The sequence below is a fragment of the Hephaestia mangrovi genome (assembly GCF_019880555.1).
GTDB classification, from domain to species: domain Bacteria; phylum Pseudomonadota; class Alphaproteobacteria; order Sphingomonadales; family Sphingomonadaceae; genus Sphingomonas; species Sphingomonas mangrovi.
Genome location: NZ_JAINVU010000001.1, coordinates 638,228 through 658,414, shown reverse-complemented (window position 1 = coordinate 658,414; position 20,187 = coordinate 638,228). Strand labels below are relative to the sequence as shown.

Here is a 20,187-nt window from a genome sequence, read left to right as displayed (position 1 = left end):
ATAGAGGAGCGCGCCCATGACCATCGACCGCCGCGGACTGATCGGCGCCGGCATCGGCCTCACACTGGCGAGCGCGGCCGGCGCGCAGCAATGGCCGGCGCCGAGCGCCGCCGCCACCGCGCCGGATCGACCCAACTGGCCGCCCGAGCATTTCCCGCTGTGGCCCGGCCGCCCGCCCGGCGCGCCCGCCGACCTGCCCCAGCATCACAACACGATGAACGGCCCGGCGGGCCACCGCCAGCTCTGGCTCTACGGCGTTCGCGAGCCGATCGTCGCGGTCTATCGTCCGAAGAACCCCGATGGCCGGGCGCTGATGGCGATTCCCGGCGGGGGCTATGGCTTCCTTTCGGTGCAGAACGAAGGGATTGAGGTCGCCGATACCTTCACGCCCGAGGGCATCACCGTGTTCGTGCTCGCCTATCGCCTGCCCGGCGAAGGATGGGCCAACCGCTGGGACGTGCCGCTGCAGGATGCCGAGCGCGCGATGCGGCTGATCCGCGCCAATGCCGGGAAATACGGCATCAATCCCGACAAGCTGGGCATCATCGGCTTTTCCGCTGGCGGGCATCTCGCCGCCTCGCTGGCGACGAGTTCGGGCGACAAGGTCTACGAGCCGGTGGACGCCGCCGACAAACTGTCGGCCAAGCCCCGCTTCGCCGGGCTGCTCTATCCGGTCATCAACAGCGTGCTCGGCTCGAGCGGCGGCACCTACAAGAACCTGCTCGGCCCCAATCCCGATCCGGCGATCACCGCGCGCTACGATACCGACAAGCGCGTCACCCCCGAAACGCCGCCGCTGTTCATCGCCCAGGCGCTCGACGACCAGACGGTCGATCCGCGCAACAGCCTCGCCATGCTAGCCGCGGCCCGCGCTGCGAATGTACCGGTGGAGGCGCATCTGTTCGAAAAGGGTGGCCATGGCTTCGGGCCGAAGCGCATGGCGCCCGACGCGCGCACGGCGAAACTGTGGCCCGAGCTGTTCTCGGCCTGGATGCGAATGCAGCTCGGTTAGGCGATCAAGCCGCGACCGCCTCGATCTCGAGGCTGTGAATCGTGAACGAACCATCGGGCTCGATCTCGAAATGCGCGGCCGTCTCGCGCGCGGCGCTCAGCTGAAGCGAGCGGATCGCCGCGCGGTTCGCCTCGGGCGTGCGCATCCGCTCGACCCAGCTCGGATAGTCCATGCGCAGAGGGCGGTGCCGTGTCGCGGTGATCGCGAAGCCCGCGCGCGCCAGCGCGGCGTGCCATTCGGCGGCCGAATAATCGCGGATGTGCGAGGGATCGCGCAACAGCTCCACCGCCTGGAGATGCGTGTCGAACGCCGCCGTCGCGGGCGCGGCGATGTCGATGAACACCGCGACCGACCCTGCCGCCAGCACGCGCCGCGCCTCGCGCAGGCCGGCCTCGAAATCGCGCCAGTGATGCGCCGAGAAGCGACAGCCGAGGAAATCGAACGCGGCATCGGCAAACGGCAGCGCCTCGGCGGGCGCGACGGCGGTGTCGATATTGGCGAGGCCGCGAGCCCGCGCGGTTTCCGCGACGGCACCGATCATCTCGACAGACAGGTCGACGGCGGTGACGGCGGCGGCATGCGGCGCCAGCCGGTAGGCAACATGGCCGCCGCCGGTGCCGAGATCGATCGCGTGACGCGGCGCGGCGCGCGCGGCAATCGCTTCGAGCGCGTCGAGATCGGCGCCCGCGGCATGGACGGCGCTTTCCACATAAGCATGCGCGCGCGGGCCGAATTGATCTTGGACGAGCGTATCGTGCAGACGGGTCATGATCGTTTCTCCTGTTTCTAGCGTGACCTGAGCGCGCTTTTCAGCCTATTACAAGAGATCCACTTATCCTATTATCAATGAGCCCATGAAGCCCGACGAGAAACGCCGCCTGCTCGGCCAGTTCATCCGCTCGCATCGCGAGCGCGCCACGCCCGACGTGCCGACGCCGCGGCGCCGCACGCCGGGGCTGCGGCGCGAGGAACTGGCGCAGCGCGCCGGCATCGGCGTGACGTGGTGCGCCTGGATCGAGCAGGGACGCGAGGTGCGGCCGTCGCCGGAAGCGCTGGCGCGGCTGGCGATCGCGCTGGCGCTGACGCCGGCGGAGCGCGCCTATCTGTTCGAGCTGGCCGAGCGCCGCGATCCCGACGAGCCCGAGGCCGCGCCGGCCGACGAGGCCCCCGCCTCGTTGCGCGCGATGATCGATACGCTCGATACGCCCGCTTATGGGCTCGACCGCTGCTGGACGATCCGCTGCTGGAATGACGCCGCCGCGCGTCTGTTCGGCGGCTGGCCGGGCGCCGGCGACCCGAAGAACCTGCTGCGCTATACCTTCACCGCACCGGCGGCGATGGCGCTGATACCCGATTGGGACAATCGCGCGCGGCGCCTGCTCGCCGAATTCCGCGCCGATTTTGGCCGGGCGCTCGACGATCCCGCGGCTAACGCGCTGGTCGAGGAAATGAAGCAGGCATCGCCGCTGTTCGCTGCCGAATGGCAAACGCAGACGGTGACCGCGCGCGAGGGCGGCGTGCGCACCTTCGCGCACCCTGTGCTCGGCGCGATCAGCTATCGCCAGCACAGCTTCGCGCCGGCCGAGCGTCCCGATTACAAGCTGGTCGTGCTGCTGCCCGATCGTGCGTGATCGGCGAAGCATTGCCTAGTGATGCTGAATCGACGTTCGCGTCACCAGGATCGAGTGGATGGTCCATGGTGCTCCGTCGCCGTCAGGTACACCGGCTGGCGTGGCGCCATGGATGCTGAAACAAGTTCAGCATGACGACACTTCTGACGCGAACTTTGGATTGAGGTGTCTGGAGCCGGACAGCGAACGGTGGTCACCACGCCGCCTATTGCCCCTTTCCCTTGCAATGCTGCGCCGCCCATTGCCGCGCGTCGTTCAGCGCGGTGCCGAAGGCGGCTGATTCGAGGCGCGGCTCGTAAGCGTGGCGGCGGATCTCGTCGGCCATGGTGGTGAAATCCTTGCGCAAGCCGAGGTTGTTGAAATTGGGTGCGAGGTCCGCCGTCGCGTCGGCAAGCTTCACCCGGCTCGACGGCGGCGCTGCCGAGCTGCCCCTGACCGCCAGCGGCGTGATCGCCATGATGCCCGGCACCAGCGTCACGCAGTCCGAAAAGTCGTCGGGATCGATGCTGCGCATCTCTTGCGTGACACGATCGGCCTCGCCGGCGGAATCGGTCATCCCCATCGCCCTGGTGAAGGCGTCGACCTCGTCCTTGTGTGCGTTATAGAAAGCCATGTTGCGCGGATCGACCGGCGCTCCGCCGCCGACGCGCGACGCCCATTTGGTGCCGGCAAGCTTGGCCGCGGCGCCGGCGCGCGCCAGCGTGGTCATCACCGCGATATAGCGCTGCCCGGTCAGGCCATGTTTCGCCAGAATGGCGTGCAGCTTCGGATTGGCGTCCATCCGCGCACCCGCCTGGGCAAGCGACGACACGCCGTCGTCATCGTCATCATCCGCCACCGCGCCATCGGCGCCGATCGCCTGCATCTCGCGGGTCGCGGCGGTCATCCGGGCGAGCAGGTCGCTGGTCAGCAGGATGCCGCCGCCTTGCGCTGCCGGCGCGGCCGGCGGGATGATCGCACCCCCGTCTGCGGCCCAGGCACCGGCAGCGATTCCGGCGACGATGAACAGACCGGCGACGGTCGCAGCGACTGGCTTTCGGATGAACACGGATAATCCCCCCATATTTCGATTGCAGTTGAGCGGTTCGAGCCTCGCCTTACAGCTTGACCAGCTCGACCCGGCGGTTGGCCGCCCTGCCCTCTTCGCTGTCGTTCGAGGACACCGGATCAGACGCGCCCTGGCCCTTAGCCTGCAATCGATCCGCGCTGATCCCGGCCGCGACCAGCGCCGCCATCACCGCCTTGGCACGGCCGTCGGACAACGCCTGGTTGTGCGCGGCCGAGCCGGTATCGTCGGTATAGCCGTTGACCGCCAGCCTGAGGCCCGGATTATCCTTGAGCAGCGTCGTCACCGCGTCGATCTGCGACGTGGAATCGGGCAGGATCGTGGTCTTGTCGGTCGCGAAATTGACGTGGATCACCGCCTTGCCATTGGCATCGATATCCTTTTTGAGCTCGCTTGCCGGGAGCAGCTTGGCGGTCGGGACGAACGGCTTGCTTTCGACGATCGTCCATGCCCCGCTTGCGCTGTTGGTGGTGAAGTGGACCCAGATCTGGCGATCGGGACGATGGATCACCCAGGTCTCGGTGGGGTCGTTGTAGATATCGCCAAGACCGTCAATCATGCCGACCGCGATCTCGTCGGGCAGGCCGTGCGACAGGTCCGACGGAATCTTGCCGTCGGCGATCTGGGTAGCGCCCGCCTGCTGCAATTCTGCCGCGATGTTCTTCTTGAGCTCGAACGACGAATAGGTCTTGTCGTCGCCCGCCTCGATGCTCGCCTGATAGACCTTGCCCTCGACATAATGGAATGCCTTGCCGGTCCAGAACGGGAAATGGCCGAAATCGAGCGTCACCGGCTTGTTCATGACCTGATAGCCGTCGGGCAGCGAGAAATAGGGGAAGCTGCCCAAGGCGACATTGGTGACGGGCACGCTGTCGATCGAGAAGGCGGCGGGCGTTTCGGCGGCGGCCGGCGTGGCGGCAGCGGCTGGCGCTGCCTGATTGACCGGTGCCGCCTGATCGGCATCGGCGAGCGCGGCTGCGTTGTTGCCACCCGCGCCGCCATGCCCGCACCCGGCGAGCGCAAACGCCAGCGCCGTCCAACCCCATATCTTCGTCGTCACGATCCCCCCTGTTTTTTGCTGATGATCGAAGGCGATGGACCATAATGGCCGAGGCACGAGAGGCAAACCGGCCGCGCCCGTCACCGACGGGCCGCACCATTTTCGGGATCAGCCGAACAGCCGCGCCATCGATCGTTCGAGCATCATCAGCTGCCACAAGGTGCGGCCATGCTCGGCGCGGCCGAAACGGTGGTCGTCGGCAATCGTGGCGATCGCGGCCATATCGAACCAGCCGGTCGCGGCGAGGGTGCGCGAGCGGGCGAGCGCTGCCGCTTCCTCGGCGAGCGCATGGCGGAACCAGCCGCTGATCGGCGTGACGAAACCCATCTTCGGCCGATACAGCACCTCGCGCGGCAGATAGGGCTCGAGCGCCTTCTTCATCAGCCATTTGCCCTCGCCATGGCGCAGGCGCATCGAGGCGGGCAAAGTCGCGGCGAATTCGATCAGGCGATAATCGAGCAGCGGCTCGCGCGCCTCGAGGCTGACGGCCATGCTGGTGCGATCGGTCTTGGTCAGGATGTCGCCGGGCAGCCAGTGCTTGAGATCGGCATATTGCGCGCGGTCGATCGGGTCGCGCGCGGGGGCGGCGCGCATCGTATCGACATAGCGTTGCTCGGCACGATGGCTGCCCAGCATGCGCCTGGCCTGATCGCTGAACAGCCGCGCGCGTGCCCCCGGCGTGGTGATGCCGACCGCGGTGGCATAGGCTTCCGCGCCATCGCCGGCGAGCGCGAGCAGCGTCGTTTTGGCGCGCAGCGGGCGCGGCGCCCAATCGGCCTTGGGATACCAGCCGCCCAGCGTGCCGAACAGCGAACGCCTGAGATCGGGCGGCAACACCCCCCTCACCCGCTCCTCGGCCGCCTGGAAACGGTAGCGGCGATAACCCGCGAACGCCTCGTCGGCGCCGTCGCCCGACAGCGCGACGGTGACGGTCTCGCGAGCAAGCTGGCAGACGCGATAGGTCGCCAATGCCGAGGCATCGGCGAACGGCTCGTCGAACGCGGCGACGAGCGTATCGACAAGCGAGAAATCGTCCGGCGCGACGACGCGAGTGCGATGTTCGGTGGCAAAACGCTGCGCAACCGCATCGGCATAAGCGCGCTCGTCATGGCTCGCCTCGTCGAAGCCGATCGTGCAGGTCTTGACCGCGCGCTTCGAGGCTTCGGCCATCAACGCGACGACGGCGGAGCTGTCGACCCCGCCCGACAGGAACGCGCCCAGCGGCACATCGGCGACGAGGCGCGCGCGCACCGCCTCGCGCATCCGCTCGATCAGTTCGGCTTCGAGTGTGCGGGCCGAGCCGCGAGCGCGATTGGAGAAATCGATATCCCACCATTTGCTCGGCTGCGGCACCGGCTTGCCGCGCTCGACCAGCAGGCTGTGGCCGGCGGGCAGCTTCTTCACCCCGGCGACGAGGCAGGCGTCATCGGGCACATAGCCGAACGCCATGAAATCTTCGACCGCGCGCAGATCCGATACGCGACGGAGCAGCGGATGCGCGAGCAGCCCCTTCAATTCGGACGCGAAGGCCAGGCCACCGTCCGACAGCTCGACATAATGGAGCGGCTTCACCCCGAGCCTGTCTCGGGCGAGGAACAGGCTTTGGCGGCGCGCATCGTGGAGCGCGAAGGCGAACATGCCGTTGAGCCGATCGAGCAGCGCCGGGCCCCACGCCGCCCAGCCGTGGATCAGCACCTCGGTATCGCTGTCGGTGCGGAACACCGCGCCCTTGGCCTCGAGCGCGCGGCGCACCTCCTGGAAATTGTAGATCTCGCCATTGTACGTGACCGCGATGCTCTCGTCGGCCGAGAGCATCGGCTGCGCGCCGCCGCCGAGATCGATGATCGCCAGCCGCCGATGGCCGAGCCCGACGCCGGGGGCAGTCCACACCCCCGATCCATCCGGCCCGCGATGCGCCAGCACGTCGGTCATCGCGCGGATGCGGGCCGGATCGACGGGCTTGGGCGTGGCCGGGTAGAACAGCCCGGCGATACCGCACATCAGCTGCCGACCGGCTGGAACGTCCGTCCCGGCGAGGCGGTCGGCGCTGGCGGGGCGGCCGCTCCCGCCGCGCGATCCGCCAGCGCATCGACCGGGCCGAGCGCGGCAAGGAAGCGCGCGATCGCGACGCGCGCGTCATGGCCCGGCAGCACTTCGGCCGAGACATGCACGGCAACTGCGCGCTGCGGGCCGCCGAGCAGCTTCGTTTTCAGGGTCTGGAGTTTCACGACACTCGGATTCGCGGTGAGGACATCGCCGACCCGATACCATGTCGCAACGATCCGTTCGACATTTCCCGGCGCGGTGATGCGCATCGCGCTGCCGCCGGCGATATCGGGCACGTCCTCGACGCGGACCCAGACGTCGTTCTGGCGCAACACCCCGGTGCCGAAGCTGACCAGTTCCTTGCCGTCATGCTGCCCGCCGAACACCGCGATGCCGAGATCGACCGCGTCGCCCGAGCCATCCATATAGCGCCCGATCAGGAAGCGGTCGGCGCCGGGATAATAAGGCACCCACGGCGCCCGCGTGCTGAGCGGGGCGCGAGTCCAGCCCGGCACTTCGGGCAAGGTGATGTGATCGGGCAGCGGATCGGCGCGCGCGACGACGACGCTGCCCCACAGCGGAAACACGCCGGCGACGGCGATCGCGAGCAGCGCCGCCGCCCAGGGCGCGATCCGCGCGCGCGGAATCGCCTGCAGGCGCGCTACGTTGACCCACGGCGCCAGCGGGTCGCGATCGAACCAGCGCCAGCCGATCGCCAGCACCGCCGCCATCACCAGCCCGAAGAAAATCCAGCCGTAGACGATATGATCGTATCCAGTCGCCGCGGCGACCGACGTCAGGTGCGCGGCGTAGATCGTGCCGAAGGCCCTGAGCGCATTGGCCAGGATCGGTACGACCAGCGCGACCGCCATGAACACGCCGCGCCGCCGCCACGATACGAAGCAGACATTGGCGACCAGCGTGCCGAACGCGATCATCGCGATCTCGAACTTGGCGCCCGAACACGCCTCGGCAACCTCGAAATAGCCATTGGGAATGGTGATCAGCACGCCATCGATCGATGCCGGCACGCCGACCGCGTGAAGCATCGGCATGACCATCCGGGCGGTGACGGTCTGCAACGGCCCTTCCATGCTCTCGCCGAACGGCACGAGGAAGAAGGCATAGAGCAGCGGGAACAGCAGCGCGCGCGCCACCATCGGGCCGAGCAGCGTCACCACCGCGCCCTGCAGCATGACGATCAGGCCGAGCTGGGTGAAGAGATCGACGCTCGCGGCATCGCCGACCAGCCAGACGAAGCCGCCGCCGGCGACGAGGCCAAGCCCCGGCCACCAGGCGGTCGGCGCGAGTTGCGCCACTTCGGCGCGCCGCTGCCAGACCAACCAGGCGATGACGGGGCCAATGAACAGGCAATGGCCGAAGGTCGTGCTAGTCCACCACAGATCGGCGAGCTTGGCGAGATCGGCGCGAAACATCGCCAGGATCGCCGTAGCGACGACGGCAAGCGCAACGAGGTGGCGCCGCCACGCCTGCGCGCGACCGGGTGCCTCGAATTGCGCGGCAGACATCGCCACGGTCATGCCGCGCTCCGCCTGGCCGAGGCCGCGAAGCCCATCACCGGATCGAGCGCGGCGAGCCGGGCATCCCAGCCATAATGATCGATCACCCGCGCGCGCGCGGCAGCGCCGAGCGCGGCGGCGGCGGCGCGATCGTCGATCAGGCGAACGACCTCGGCCGCCAAAGACGGCGCATCGGTGGCGACGCGGATCGCGCCATCATGATCGATACCCTCGGCCGCTGCGGCGGAGGCGACCACCGGCCGCGCCATCGCCATCGCTTCGAGCACCTTGTTCTGCACGCCGCGCGCGAGCTGCAGCGGCGCGACGACCACCGACGCAGCGGCGAGCCAGCCGCGCACGTCCGCCACCTCGCCAGTGACGGAAATACCGGGCAGGCCGCCGAGCGCCTTCACCCGCGGATCGGGCTTGCGGCCGACGATGGCGAAGCGCGCATCGGGCACGGTATCGCGGACCAGCGGCAGGATGCGGCGCGCAAAGCGATCGACCGCATCCACATTGGGGCGATAATCCATCTGGCCGGTGAAGACGATCAGCGGTTGCGGGTGCTCGACGCGGGCGAAATCGGCGGCGGGATCGAAGAAAGCGGTATCGATGCCGTTGCCGATCGCCAGTGCATCCCCGCCGCCATGCGCGCGGAACAAGGCGGCCTCGGCCGCGCTGACGAACAGGCTGGCGTCGGCGCGCGCCGCCACGCGCCGCTCGAACGCGCCGAGCAAGCGCGCCTCGCGCGCCATCATCCAGCGCCGGGGGCCGCGAGCATCCTGCGCATAAGCGGCGAACTTGGCCGAATCCATGTCGACGAAATCCATCACCACGCGCCCCGGAAAATCTTTCGGAACATATTGAGCCATCTGCCCGGAGAAGACGAAGATCGTATCGATTTCGTGAGTTGCCAGCGTTTTCTCCACCGCGTCGGCAAGATCGCGGGAGGCGAAGGCAGTCAGCGAGACGGGCTCGCCGCCGGCCAGCGCCGCGGCAGCCGCGCGCGCCGTTCCCCGGGTGCGATCGACGACGCGATGGCTCGCCGCAAGGCGCGACAGCGCCGCATCATGGCCGCGATCGGCGGGATCGTCGGCAAAGGCGATCAAGTGGACGCGGGCGTGCGCGGCGATGTGGCGCAGCAGATGATAGCTGCGGATCTTGTCGCCGCGATTGGGCGGATAAGGCACGCGATGGGCAAGGAACAGCATATCGCCCATCAGCCCAACCCCCGCGCAAGCGGCGGGCCAAGGCGATTGGCCAGCCACAGCGGCAGCTTCTTCCACGCCGCGACCTGCAGGCGATAGCGCGGGCTAAGCGGGTTGATCTCGCGCGGCTCGGCACCGTCCGCGGTGCGCTTGGCATAGGCCAGCGCATGCGGCTCGAACCCCCAGTTCTTCTTGAACGCGGCCGGCCCGGTGCCCGCTTTCGAGCGGCCGAAGTCGAACCGGGTGCAGCCGCGCTCGCGAGCGTGGCGCATCAGCGCGAAATACATCAGGTCGTTGGCACGCAGCCCGCGTGCGGGAAAAATGCCCCCACCCCAATAGGGATATACGGTATCATTAAAGTAGAGGCTGAGGACGCTGGCGACCGGCGCGCCGTCATGGCGGATGGTGAGGATATCGGCCGCATCTCCCAGCGCGGCGAGGACGTGGCGGAACAGCGCGCGCGGGAACACGGGCGTGCCGAGGTTGCGGACCGATTCGCCGTACACCGCATAATGCGCGGCGAGATCTCGCTCGGTGACCCCGGTCTCGACCGTCAGGTCGTTGCCCAGCGCCTTGCGCACCTCGGCGCGCTGCTTGCGCGGGATCGCCTTCAGCTCGGCATCATCGTCCGCCGCCAGTGGGCGGGCAAAGCCGAGATAGCTGTGCTCGTCGACATGCCAGCCGTGGCCGGGGGTCGGGCCGCCCCGCAGCTCCAGCGTCGTGATGCCGCGCCGTTCCGCCAGCGCCCAGGCCTCGGCGACCAGCGCGTCGATACTCGCCGGGTCATGCGCGAGCGCACCGCCATCGACCGCGAATCCGCTCGACACCATCGCGTTGCCGAACAGGCGCGAGCGGATCTCGGTGAGCGGCAGCACGCCGGCGAGGCTGCCATCGGCCTGCTCGGCAACCAGATAATGGGCGCGCTGGCCGCAGCCCCTGGCGACGCCGATGCTCCAGCCCGTGAGGTGGAACGGGGTGCCGTCACGATGCGCGCGGACGAAAGCGTCGATCGCCGCACACTCGCCCGCATCGGCGAGATCGGCGACGCGCAGCGCGACCGGCGGGGCGACGAGCGGCGCGGTCATCCCAGTCGCGCCGCCTCGCGCGCGGCGATGGCATCGATGCGGCCCCAGGCATGGCCGGCGACGAGATGCCGCAATTTGCCAGCCATGGCACCCAACCGGCTGTAATGACGCAGTTTCGATTTGAGCGGCGCGTTGGCGACGCGGGGCTGGCCGGGATCGACCTCCCAGGGATGGAAATAGAAGATCGCCGGCCGCTCCTCGGCATTGACCTGGCGCACCGCCCAATTGGTCAGCGCCGAGGGGAACAGCCGGAAGAAGCCGCCGCCGGTGGCGAGGTGGCGATTGCCGATCCGCGCGACCGTCACCGGCAGCTCGACAAGATCGGCACCGGCGACCGGGCGGAACGCGAAGCGCGGCGCATCGGGCCAGCCGTAATGATCGTGGCGCACCGGCGCGACGCTCGACGAATAGGCATAGCCTTCCTCCGCCAGCACTTGATGCGCCCAGGGCGTGCGCGTGTCGATCGAGAAGCTGGGCGCGCGATAGCCGGTCACCGCCACGCCAGAGGCATCCTCCAGCGCAGCACGGGCGCGGCGCAGATCGGCGCGGAACTGCGCGGCGGTCATGGTGAACACGCGCTGGTGGTCGACGCCGTGGCTGGCGATCTCATGGCCGGCGGCGACGATCCGCTGCAGCAATCGGGGCGCGCGTTCGGCGACCCAGCCGAGCGTGAAGAAGGTCGCTTTCGCGCCGGTTTCGGCGAACAGGTCGAGCACCGCGCCGGTATTGGCCTCGACGCGCGATTGCAGGCCGGGCCAATCGGCCTTGTCGATCACCCGCTCGAACGCGCCGACCTGGAACCATTCCTCGACATCGACGGACAGACCGTTTTCGATGCGCATCGCGCTAGGCGACGGAGGCGTCGCGTGGCCCTTCATGCCGCGCGGTATCCGCCTCGACCCAATCGACCAGCAGCGTCAGCACGCGGCGCAGCGCGGTGTTCTGATCCTCGACGCGCGCCTCGAGCATCGCGATGCGGCGGATCACCTCGTCGGCGTCACCGGGCGCGATCGGTTCGAGCGGCTCGGCCTTGTCCGGCACGTCGCCACGCATATCATCGACCACCGCACGCACGATGTCGCCGTCGATCAGTTCGAGCCCCTCGATCGCGCCATAGAGCAGCACGCGCGCGGCAAGCTGGTTGAGGATGCGCGGCACCCCGCCCGATCCCTGATACAGCGCATCGAGCGCGTCGCCGGTGAAATCCGGCCGCCCCTGCCAGCCGACCAGCGACAGGCGGTGAATCATATAGGGCTCGATCTCCTGCGGCTGCATCGGCTCGAGATGGTGGACGGCGATGACGCGCTGGCGCAATTGCTCGAGCGCGTCGGTGCCGTGCAGGCGCTCGCGGAACTCGGGCTGGCCGAGCAGGAAAATCTGCAGCAACGCCTGCCCGCCGGCCTGGAAATTGGACAGCATGCGCAATTCCTCGAGCGACGAATTGGGCAATGCCTGCGCCTCGTCGACGATCAGCAGCGTGCGCCGGCCCGAGCGCCCCACCGCGTGCAGCGCCGCCTCGATCGCTTCGAGCAGATCGGCTTTCTCCAGCCCCGGCGTCGAGACGCCGAGCCCGCTGGCGACGAGACGAAGCAGATCGTCGCCTTCGACCTGGGTCGAGACGATCTGGATGACGTGTTGGCGCGCGCGATCGATCGTCGCGGTGAGATGGCCGACCAGCGTCGTCTTGCCCGACCCGATCTCGCCGGTGATGACGATGAAACCTTCGCCCTGCGTCAGGCCGAAGCCGAGATAGGCCATCGCCTTGCGGTGCGTCGCCGTCTCGAACCAGAAGCGCGGATCGGGGGTCAGCGCGAACGGCCGGCCGGTCAATCCGTAATGGTCTTCGTACATCGTCGTCCTGCCTGTCTGTCTGTCGGGCGCGTCAGAAATTGTATCGCGCGCTGATCAGCGCCTGCGCCGTGATATCCTTGTCGATGTCTTTCGAATCATACGCGAACAGGCCGAGCGAGGCGGTCGTATCGAGCCGCCCGAACCGGCGATTATAGGTACCCGTGGCGCCGGTCGAATAAACACCGGCCGCGCCCCGAATGCCGCTTTCATAATAATCGGCATAGAGGTTGGCGCCGATGCTCGACCGCGAATCGAGCGCGCGATTGTAGAAATATTGCGCGTAGAAGCTCTGATCGTCGACACCCGCGATGGTGAAGTTCGCATTGGTATCGGGCGCGTAGAAATGGCGACGGGCATAGCCGACGCCGAACCCGGTCTGCACCGGCCCGTGGCTGGCGACGACCACGGCATCGACGCCGCGCGCGCGATAGCCCGAGCTGGAAATCGACTGGAACACATCGTTGAGGCAGCCGCCGGGATGATCGCCCGAGGTGCCGAAAGTGCAGCCGCCGAACGCATTGCCGAACACGTTGCCGGCAGTGAGGAAGCTGGTCGGCAGGCCGTCGATGCCGTTGCGCAATTGCCGCGCGAAGGTCTCAACATCGTCATAGACCACGACGCGCGCACCGACGCTGGGCGTCGCGTGCCACGTCAGGCTGCCGGCATAGGAAGTGCCGCCGTAGCGCCGCCCGACATGCGCCTCGAGCTGGGTGCGCGGGCTCGGCCGCCACAGCACGCCGCCGTCGTAGATCACGCCATCGGTGCGATAGGCGATGCGGCGCGGCGAGCTCTTGTCGGTGACGAAGCGGCCGTTGGCATCGGTGACGGGGTTACCATCGGCATCGAGCAGCGCGTCACGCTGGCCGATCGTGATCTTCTCATAGCCCGCGCCGGCCTCCAGAGCGAGCGTGCGGCTGACCGGGAACAGCAGATCGGCGCGCGCGAACTTGCCCTCGTAACGCTGATCGAGCTGGTGCGCGTCCTCACGGTCCCACCCGCCCGAGACGGTGATGCCGACCGGCAGCACGTCACCCGCGGCGAGATTGAGGCTGGCCTGCGCGGTGTTGCTCGTCGCGCTGTCGAACAGATCGAGCCGCGGCTGATCTGCGCCCAGCGGCACGTAATTGGGGCTATCGACCTTGGTATAGCCGAAGCGATAGCTGCCCGATACGCCGACCACGCCGACATGCGTGCCAATCGTCGGCCCGGCATAGACGGCATAGACCTGGCTCAGATTGTCGCCATTGGGCTGCGACGCGGCGGGCGCGGCGGAGCGGATATCGGTGCGCGAGCGCACGGCGAGCGCGCCGCCCTCGATGCTGACGCCCGGCGCAACGCCAACAGCGGCACGCGCAAGGCCCTGGTGATAATCGCTATCGTCGAGATGCTTGCCCCAGCCGATGTCCCGCTCATAGCGATAGCTGAGCTGGCCCTGCGCCGAGCGCGTCGAAATCCCCGCGTCGATCCCGGCGGCGACCTCCGAATAGGTCAGCACGTCGTCATAAGTGAGATCGGCAGTGAGCACCTGGCCGAGCTCGATATAGGGCGCGACATATTTCTCGGCGCGCGGCGCCTGCGTCGCGGCGGCGCTGTCCTGCGCAGGCGGCGTATCGCCGCCCATGTCCTGCGCGAGCGCCGGGGACGCGGCGAGCGCGAGCGCGGCGAGGAGCGGCCAGCGCATCATCGCACGCTCTCCTGCGGCTTGTAGCCGTAATAGCTGCCGAACCGGGCGCCGCCCGGCGTGAAGGTCACCGCGTTGAGCAGGAGCTGGATATGCTCGCAGCCGTCGAGCAGCTGGACCGCCTCGCGCAGGTCGGTGTCGCCGGTGCGGTCGGCGCGGACCACCATCATCACCTGCCCTACCGCGGCGGCAAGCACCGAGGCGGGCGATGCGGCCAGCGCGGGCGGCGAATCGAAGATCACGATGCGGCGCGGATCATTGGCGACCAGCGCGTCGAGCACCTGATCGGTGCGCTTGCTGGTCAGCAGCTCGGTATCGTCGTTGGTCCGCGTGCCGGCGGGAAGCAGGCTGAGCTTGGGAATATCGGTGCGCACGACGCACGTCTCGACATCGATCGCGGGATCGGCGAGCGCATCGAGCAGGCCGGGGCCTTCGTCGAGGCCGAGCTGGGCCATGACATCGGGCTTGGCGAAATCGGCATCGACCAGCAGCACCTCGACGTCGCGTTCCGCGGCGAGCGAGAGAGCGAGGTTGATCGAGCAGAAGGTCTTGCCCTCGCCCGGCTTGGCCGAACAGACCAGGATGGCGCGCGACCGCATGCCGCCCGCCTCGTCGATCGCGCGCGCGGTGAGCAACAGCTGGCGCTTCACCAGGCGGAATTCCTCGGCGAGCATCGAAACGGCCGCGCCGGGGATGAGGAAACCGCGTTCGGCGAGATGCTCGCGATCGATCGGCACCGCCGGCCCGGCCGGTGGCGGCGCCATCCGGCGCGGCGGCGCTGGCGTGGCCGGTTCGGCACGGACCGGCGCGATCGGTGGCGGCGTATCCGCGATCGGCGCGGCAGCACCCGTCCGGGCGCGGAAATGATCGCCGAAATCATAGACCTCGGCCGCGCGCTCGAGCAGCGAGCCGGTCAACTTGCGGGGCGTCACGTCGTTCATGCCGCCAATCCTCTCTGCAGGAACTCGACCGCGAGCAGCCCGACATAAGCGATGCCGAGGCCGCCGACGCCGGCGAGCAGATAGCGCAGCCGCTGCTTGCGCAGCGTCGCCTGCCCCGCCGTCACCACCTCGCCGATCGAGCCGAGCACCGGCAGCCCCGAGGCCTTCTCCAGCCGGCTGGCGGTCGCATAAGTGGTCTTGAGCTGGCCCAGCGCGAAGGCGACGCCGATGCCGCCGCCAAGCGCCACCAGCAGCACGCCGGTGAGCAGCAGCGGGCGATTGGGCGAGGTCGGCACGCTCGGGCTGGTCGGCGGATCGATCACCGAAAATTTCACCGCGTCGGTCTGCGTCTGGACCTGGCCGCGCAGCTTGATGTCCTCACGATCGGCCAGCATCTTGTCATACTGGTCCTTCATCACCTGATAATTGCGCTCGATCTGCGCCTGCCGCGCGGCGACGCCGGGATCGTCGGCAAGCTTGGCGTTGAGCGTATCGAGATCATGCTCGAGCTGGGTCTTCTGCTGGGTCAGCGCGGCGACGGTCGCCTGCTTGTCGGCCTGCATCGACTTCAGCGACAGGTACATCGGGTTGGGCGTGCCGCCCGCGACCTGCCCCGCCGGCTCGTTCTTCGCCGCGGCCTGGGCGGCGGCGAGCTGGCTCTTGAGCGCGATCACGTCGGGATAATTATCGGTCCAGCCGCGCGCGCGGGCATCGGCAAGCTGGCCCTGGATCGCCGCGACGCGCGCCGCCGCCGGACCACCCGCGACGCCGTTCGCGCCGGGCACCACCGGCGGCGTGCCGGCGATCTGCGCGTTGACTGTGGAAAGCCCGCTCTGCGCCGCGGCGAGATCGGCATTGACCTGCGCCAGCTGGCTGTGCGCCGCGCTGATCCGGTCATCGAGCGAGCCGGTGCCGGGCAGCGCCGCCAGATAGCGGTTCTGGAAATCCTGCCGCGCCTGATCGGCGTCCTGCAATTGCTGCTGGCGCTGCTGGAGCTGCGTATCGAGGAACTGCAGCGTCGTGCTGTTCTCGTCGCGATCGTCGGCCATGTTCTGATCGACGAAGATGTCGATCAGCTTCTGGACGATGTCGTGCGCCAGCTTGGGATTGCCCGCGGTCGCCTCGATCTGGAACAGGTTGTTCTGCTGCGCGGTGATCCTGATCTGCTGCTGGAGCGACCCGACCCGCGCCGCCATGTCCTTGTCGTTCGCCACGCTGTTGGCGAGCGAGGTGCCGCGCACGACCTTCTGCAGGTTGACCGCCGAGGTCAGCGTCTGGCGCACGGTATCGACGCTCTGCTGCTGATCGGCGGTCGTGATGCCGAGCTTGCCCGGCAGCAGCGTCTGCAGATCGACGAACACGCGGGCGTGCGAGGTATAGCTGTTGGGGATCTGCGCGACCGCCAGCCAGCCGAGGATCGCGATTCCCCAGGCGGCGGCAAGCGCCACCCAGCGGCGGCGCCAGATGCCATGCAGCGCAAGGCGGATTTCGTCGTAGAGACCGTTCACCGCGCCGCCCCTTTAGAACATGCTCTCGGGGATGATGATCACATCGCCCGGTTGCAGCATGACGTTCGCTTTCGGGTCGCCGTCCTTGAGCAGGCTGGAGAGCTTGAGCGCATATTCGGTCTGCTTGCCGGTCTTGCGATCATAGCGGATCAGCTTGGCGCGGTTGCCCGCGGCATATTGGTTGAGCCCGCCGACCGCGATCATCGCGTCGAGCACCGTCATGTTGGCGCGATAGGGAATCGAGGCCGGCTTCTCGGTCGCGCCGACGATGCGGATCTGCTGGCTGAACGTGCCCGAGAAATTGTCGACGATCACCGAGACGATCGGATCCTTGATATATTGCGCCAGCGCGATCTTCATGTCGTCGGCAAGCATCGCCGGCGTCTTGCCGACCGCCGGCATATCGCTGACCAAAGGCGTGGTGATGCGGCCATCGGGGCGCACCTGGACCTTCGCCGACAGCTCGGGATTGCGCCACACGAACACGTTCAGCGTATCGAGCGGGCCGATGATATATTGCTCGCTCGGCTGCTGATTGGCGCCGACGAACGACGCCGGCGGCAGCTCGGGGCGGCTTCCGCCCGCGCAGCCCGACAGCATCAGCGCGGCGAGCGCCGTACCCGATCCCCAGTTCGACAACAGTCGCAAACGCATCGAATCACCCCCCGCAGCCACGCCCGCCGGGTGACGTCAATCCGGCGGAATGCAGCGCTTCGAGGGCAAGCCTATGCGATCAAGAGGTGAAGATAGCGTTAGGATTATCGGGGCTTCCGGCGAGAATCTGTGCCGGAACGGGATGCGAGAGGAAGTTCACCGGACTGGCCGACAGGCCATAGGCGCCGGCGAGGAAGATGGCGATGACATCCCCCGGATGCGCCTCGGGCAGCGCCACCTTGTCGGCGAGGCGATCGAGCGGGGTGCACAGGCAGCCGACCACGCTGACAGTCTCGGTAGCGGGCGCATCGAGCCGATTCGCCAGCGCGACCGGATAGTTGCGGCGCACGACGGTGCCGAAATTGCCCGAGGCGGCGAGTTGGTGGTGCAAGCCGCCATCGACGACGAGGAAAGTTTCGCCCTGGCTTTGCTTGCAGTCGATCACGCGGGTCAGATAGACGCCCGCCTCGCCGACCAGCCAGCGGCCGAGCTCGATCGCGAAGCGGCTGGCGGCGAGCGCGTCGTCGCGTGACGCCAAGGCGTCGCCCAGCGCGGCGCCGATCGTCTCGACATCGACCGGCGTATCGCCCGCGAAATAGGGAATGCCGAAGCCACCGCCGAGATTGACCAGGGGAGGCTGCGCGCCCGCATCGTTCGCCAGCCGCGCCGCGAGCGCCAGCGTCGCCGCCTGCGTCTCGATGATCGCCTGCGTGTCGAGCGATTGCGATCCGGCAAAGATGTGAAACCCGCGCCAGTCCGCGCCGCTGGACCGGATCGTTCCGACCAGCGCCGCGGCGCGATCGGCATCGACGCCGAATGGCGAGGCACGACCGCCCATCCGCATGCCGGAGCCGCGCAGTTCGAAATCGGGATTCACCCGGACCGCGAGCCGTGGCGTCACGCCGGTGCGGTCTCCGATCGCCAACGCGCGGGCGGCCTCACCTTCGGATTCGAGGTTGATCGTCGCGCCGGCAAGGATCGCGTCCTCCAGCTCGGCATCGCGCTTGCCCGGCCCGGCGAAGCTGATCGTCCCGGCCTGCTTGACGCCAAGCGCCTGCCGGAGCTCGCCCGCCGAGGCGACATCGAGGCCATCGACCAGCGGCGCCAGCGCGCGGACCAGCGGCGCGAACGGATTGGCCTTGATCGCATAATGGAGATCGACGCCAGCGGGCAACGCCGCGCGGAGCCGTGCGACGCGGCTCGCGATAATGGAGAAATCATAAATGAATAAGGGTGTTGAGCCGGCTTCCTCAATCCAGCCGGCAACCTCTCGACCCGCGATGGTGAGCCTGGATTGCCCGGAAAAATCGGGCGGGATCGGGCCGATCGGTTTCATGCCAATTGCGCCTTGAGCGCAGCGCGATCGAGCTTGCCGTTGGCGTTGCGCGGCAGGGTGTCGCGCCAATCGTAGCGGGCGGGTTGCATGAAGCCCGGCAGATCACGCCGCAGCCGCGCGCGCAAGGCCTGTTCGGCCTGATCCGCTTCGCCCGCTGCCCGGGCGACGACGACGATCGCCTGCCCCAGCCGCGCGTCGGGCACGCCAAACGCCGCCGCCTCGGCGACCTCGCCGCCCGCCAGCACCGCCTCCTCGATCTCGGTCGGGCTGATGCGGTTGCCGGCGGACTTGATCATCTCGTCGTCGCGCCCGACGAAGCGCAGCAGCCCATCGGCGTCCGCCATCACCGTATCGCCGGACCAGACCGCCGTCCCGCCCTCCCGCGAAAAGGCCGGCGCGGGGCGAAAGCGGCGCGAGGTGCGCTCGGCATCCTGCCAATAGCCCTGCGCGACCAGCGGCCCGGCATGGACCAATTCGCCCGGCTCGCCGGCGGCCGCGGCACCGCCGTCGGGCCGCACCACCATCACCTCGGCGAACGGCACGGCGCGGCCGATCGAGTCCGGGCGGGCATCGACGAGCGCGGGATCGAGATAGGTCGAGCGGAATGCCTCGGTCAGCCCGTACATCGGATAGAGATCGGCGTGCGGAAAGCGTTGGCGCAATCCGGCGACCAAAGACCGTGTCAAGGCGCCACCGGAATTGGTCAATCGTTTCAACAGAGATGACGACGATTCCGGCCAATCTACTTCAAGCAGCTGCATCCACAAGGGCGGCACGCCGGCGAGCGTGGTGATGCCGTGGCGCTCTACCGCCTTCACCACGTCGCGCGGCACCAGATAATCGAACGGCACGACCCGCGCGCCGGCCGCCCAGCTCGACAGCAACTGGTTCTGGCCATAATCGAAGCTCAGCGGCAGCACCGCCAGCGTGCGGTCGTCCGCCGCGAGCTTCAGATAATGCGCGACGCTGATCGCGCCGAGCCACAGGTTGGCGTGGCTGAGCATCACGCCCTTGGGCCGCCCGGTCGAGCCGGAGGTGTAGAGGATCGCCGCCAGCGCATCGGACGCGGCATCGGATGGCGGCAACCCCTCACCGGTTACGGGCACCGTCGCTTCATCGGCGATCGCGCAGCCCGCCGGCACGTCGCCCGGCTCGAACAGCCCGGCGCGCACCGGCTGCGTCACCAGCAGCCGTGCGCCGCTATCGGCCAAGATGTGCGAGACCTGCGCGCGCTTGAGCGCGGGATTGATCGGCACATGGATCAGCCCGGCTCGCGGCGCGGCGAGCGGCATGATGCAGGCGAGGCGCGTTTTGGGCAGCCATGTCGCGACGCGGTCCCCGGGTGCGAGCCTCTGCCCGCGCAGCCATGCCGCCACCGCGCCGACCATCGTTTCCAGCGCGGCGAAATCGAGCGTCCCCGCCTTGTCCGCCAGCGCGACGTCCCCCGGCGCGCCGCAGCGGGTCAAGTGATCGATCGGGCGCGGCACGGGATCGAGTGGAACCATGATCGCCTTGATAAGCCCGCGCACGCGCGCCACAAGGCCCCCTTGCCCGCTGCCCCGCGCTTGAGTACCGCAAGCGGCCGACC

The 20,187-nt window shown here is 68.4% G+C and carries 17 protein-coding genes; 2 read left to right on the top strand and 15 right to left on the bottom strand.

Going from position 1 to position 20,187, the window contains the following annotated elements; genetic code table 11:
- Positions 1–16 precede the first annotated feature (16 nt).
- Positions 17–1,012: an alpha/beta hydrolase gene (locus tag K7G81_RS03040; RefSeq protein WP_223029241.1), complete on the top strand. Its 996-nt coding sequence runs from the start codon at positions 17–19 to the stop codon at positions 1,010–1,012.
- Positions 1,013–1,016: 4 nt separating this feature from the next.
- On the opposite strand, the gene K7G81_RS03035 is transcribed toward K7G81_RS03040, so the two are convergent.
- Positions 1,017–1,781 (bottom strand): class I SAM-dependent methyltransferase, encoded by a 765-nt coding sequence (locus K7G81_RS03035; protein WP_223029240.1) that lies wholly within the window; start codon positions 1,779–1,781, stop codon positions 1,017–1,019.
- Between the two features lie 85 nt (positions 1,782–1,866).
- On the opposite strand from K7G81_RS03035, the gene K7G81_RS03030 reads away from it, so the two are divergent.
- Entirely contained in the window at positions 1,867–2,643 is a 777-nt protein-coding gene (locus K7G81_RS03030; protein WP_223029239.1) for a helix-turn-helix transcriptional regulator, read from the top strand.
- Positions 2,644–2,848: 205 nt separating this feature from the next.
- On the opposite strand, the gene K7G81_RS03025 is transcribed toward K7G81_RS03030, so the two are convergent.
- The 14 genes from K7G81_RS03025 to K7G81_RS02960 all read right to left on the bottom strand — a co-directional run bounded on the left by K7G81_RS03025 (position 2,849) and on the right by K7G81_RS02960 (position 20,104).
- Positions 2,849–3,691 (bottom strand): hypothetical protein, encoded by an 843-nt coding sequence (locus K7G81_RS03025; protein ID WP_223029238.1) that lies wholly within the window; start codon positions 3,689–3,691, stop codon positions 2,849–2,851.
- A gap of 49 nt (positions 3,692–3,740) precedes the next feature.
- A complete protein-coding gene (locus K7G81_RS03020; RefSeq protein ID WP_369412017.1) occupies positions 3,741–4,769 on the bottom strand; it encodes an OmpA family protein in 1,029 nt (342 codons plus the stop codon).
- Positions 4,770–4,877: 108 nt separating this feature from the next.
- Complete coding sequence (locus tag K7G81_RS03015; protein ID WP_223029237.1) at positions 4,878–6,770, bottom strand: XrtA/PEP-CTERM system amidotransferase; 1,893 nt, start codon at positions 6,768–6,770, stop codon at positions 4,878–4,880.
- Positions 6,770–8,356, bottom strand: a complete 1,587-nt coding sequence (gene xrtA / locus K7G81_RS03010; protein ID WP_223029236.1) for an exosortase A — start codon at positions 8,354–8,356, stop codon at positions 6,770–6,772. Before xrtA ends, K7G81_RS03015 begins: the two co-directional genes overlap by 1 nt.
- On the bottom strand, positions 8,353–9,555 hold the full coding sequence (locus K7G81_RS03005; protein WP_223029235.1) for a TIGR03087 family PEP-CTERM/XrtA system glycosyltransferase: 1,203 nt from the start codon (positions 9,553–9,555) through the stop codon (positions 8,353–8,355). The genes xrtA and K7G81_RS03005 overlap by 4 nt, the downstream gene beginning before the upstream one ends.
- Entirely contained in the window at positions 9,555–10,628 is a 1,074-nt protein-coding gene (locus K7G81_RS03000; RefSeq protein ID WP_223029234.1) for a FemAB family XrtA/PEP-CTERM system-associated protein, read from the bottom strand. The genes K7G81_RS03005 and K7G81_RS03000 overlap by 1 nt, the downstream gene beginning before the upstream one ends.
- The gene (locus K7G81_RS02995) at positions 10,625–11,470 is read right to left on the bottom strand and encodes an XrtA system polysaccharide deacetylase (protein WP_223029233.1); all 846 of its coding nucleotides are present in this window, start codon (positions 11,468–11,470) and stop codon (positions 10,625–10,627) included. The genes K7G81_RS03000 and K7G81_RS02995 overlap by 4 nt, the downstream gene beginning before the upstream one ends.
- A gap of 4 nt (positions 11,471–11,474) precedes the next feature.
- Positions 11,475–12,479 carry an ExeA family protein gene (locus K7G81_RS02990; protein WP_223029232.1) on the bottom strand — a complete coding sequence of 335 codons (1,005 nt, stop codon included), beginning with the start codon at positions 12,477–12,479 and terminating at the stop codon, positions 11,475–11,477.
- A 31-nt stretch (positions 12,480–12,510) separates the two neighbouring features.
- The gene (locus K7G81_RS02985) at positions 12,511–14,163 is read right to left on the bottom strand and encodes a hypothetical protein (RefSeq protein ID WP_223029231.1); all 1,653 of its coding nucleotides are present in this window, start codon (positions 14,161–14,163) and stop codon (positions 12,511–12,513) included.
- Positions 14,160–15,101, bottom strand: coding sequence for an AAA family ATPase (locus K7G81_RS02980; protein ID WP_223029230.1), 942 nt, complete (start codon positions 15,099–15,101; stop codon positions 14,160–14,162). The genes K7G81_RS02985 and K7G81_RS02980 overlap by 4 nt, the downstream gene beginning before the upstream one ends.
- Positions 15,098–16,609 carry an XrtA system polysaccharide chain length determinant gene (locus K7G81_RS02975; protein WP_223029229.1) on the bottom strand — a complete coding sequence of 504 codons (1,512 nt, stop codon included), beginning with the start codon at positions 16,607–16,609 and terminating at the stop codon, positions 15,098–15,100. Before K7G81_RS02975 ends, K7G81_RS02980 begins: the two co-directional genes overlap by 4 nt.
- Positions 16,610–16,621: 12 nt before the next feature.
- A complete protein-coding gene (locus tag K7G81_RS02970; protein WP_223029228.1) occupies positions 16,622–17,263 on the bottom strand; it encodes an XrtA/PEP-CTERM system exopolysaccharide export protein in 642 nt (213 codons plus the stop codon).
- 79 nt (positions 17,264–17,342) lie between these two features.
- Entirely contained in the window at positions 17,343–18,599 is a 1,257-nt protein-coding gene (locus K7G81_RS02965; RefSeq protein WP_223029227.1) for a pyridoxal-dependent decarboxylase, exosortase A system-associated, read from the bottom strand.
- Positions 18,596–20,104 carry an acyl-CoA ligase (AMP-forming), exosortase A system-associated gene (locus tag K7G81_RS02960; protein ID WP_223029497.1) on the bottom strand — a complete coding sequence of 503 codons (1,509 nt, stop codon included), beginning with the start codon at positions 20,102–20,104 and terminating at the stop codon, positions 18,596–18,598. Before K7G81_RS02960 ends, K7G81_RS02965 begins: the two co-directional genes overlap by 4 nt.
- Positions 20,105–20,187: the final 83 nt, after the last annotated feature.

Bases quoted from the DNA above. Each gene is read 5' to 3' on its own strand.
- K7G81_RS03040 (WP_223029241.1), top strand. From the start codon at position 17: ATGACCATCGACCGCCGCGGACTGATCGGCGCCGGCATCGGCCTCACA.
- K7G81_RS03035 (WP_223029240.1), bottom strand. From the start codon at position 1,781: ATGACCCGTCTGCACGATACGCTCGTCCAAGATCAATTCGGCCCGCGC.
- K7G81_RS03030 (WP_223029239.1), top strand. From the start codon at position 1,867: ATGAAGCCCGACGAGAAACGCCGCCTGCTCGGCCAGTTCATCCGCTCG.
- K7G81_RS03015 (WP_223029237.1), bottom strand. From the start codon at position 6,770: ATGTGCGGTATCGCCGGGCTGTTCTACCCGGCCACGCCCAAGCCCGTC.
- xrtA (WP_223029236.1), bottom strand. From the start codon at position 8,356: ATGACCGTGGCGATGTCTGCCGCGCAATTCGAGGCACCCGGTCGCGCG.
- K7G81_RS03005 (WP_223029235.1), bottom strand. From the start codon at position 9,555: ATGGGCGATATGCTGTTCCTTGCCCATCGCGTGCCTTATCCGCCCAAT.
- K7G81_RS03000 (WP_223029234.1), bottom strand. From the start codon at position 10,628: ATGACCGCGCCGCTCGTCGCCCCGCCGGTCGCGCTGCGCGTCGCCGAT.
- K7G81_RS02995 (WP_223029233.1), bottom strand. From the start codon at position 11,470: ATGCGCATCGAAAACGGTCTGTCCGTCGATGTCGAGGAATGGTTCCAG.
- K7G81_RS02990 (WP_223029232.1), bottom strand. From the start codon at position 12,479: ATGTACGAAGACCATTACGGATTGACCGGCCGGCCGTTCGCGCTGACC.
- K7G81_RS02985 (WP_223029231.1), bottom strand. From the start codon at position 14,163: ATGATGCGCTGGCCGCTCCTCGCCGCGCTCGCGCTCGCCGCGTCCCCG.
- K7G81_RS02980 (WP_223029230.1), bottom strand. From the start codon at position 15,101: ATGAACGACGTGACGCCCCGCAAGTTGACCGGCTCGCTGCTCGAGCGC.
- K7G81_RS02970 (WP_223029228.1), bottom strand. From the start codon at position 17,263: ATGCGTTTGCGACTGTTGTCGAACTGGGGATCGGGTACGGCGCTCGCC.
- K7G81_RS02965 (WP_223029227.1), bottom strand. From the start codon at position 18,599: ATGAAACCGATCGGCCCGATCCCGCCCGATTTTTCCGGGCAATCCAGG.
- K7G81_RS02960 (WP_223029497.1), bottom strand. From the start codon at position 20,104: ATGGTTCCACTCGATCCCGTGCCGCGCCCGATCGATCACTTGACCCGC.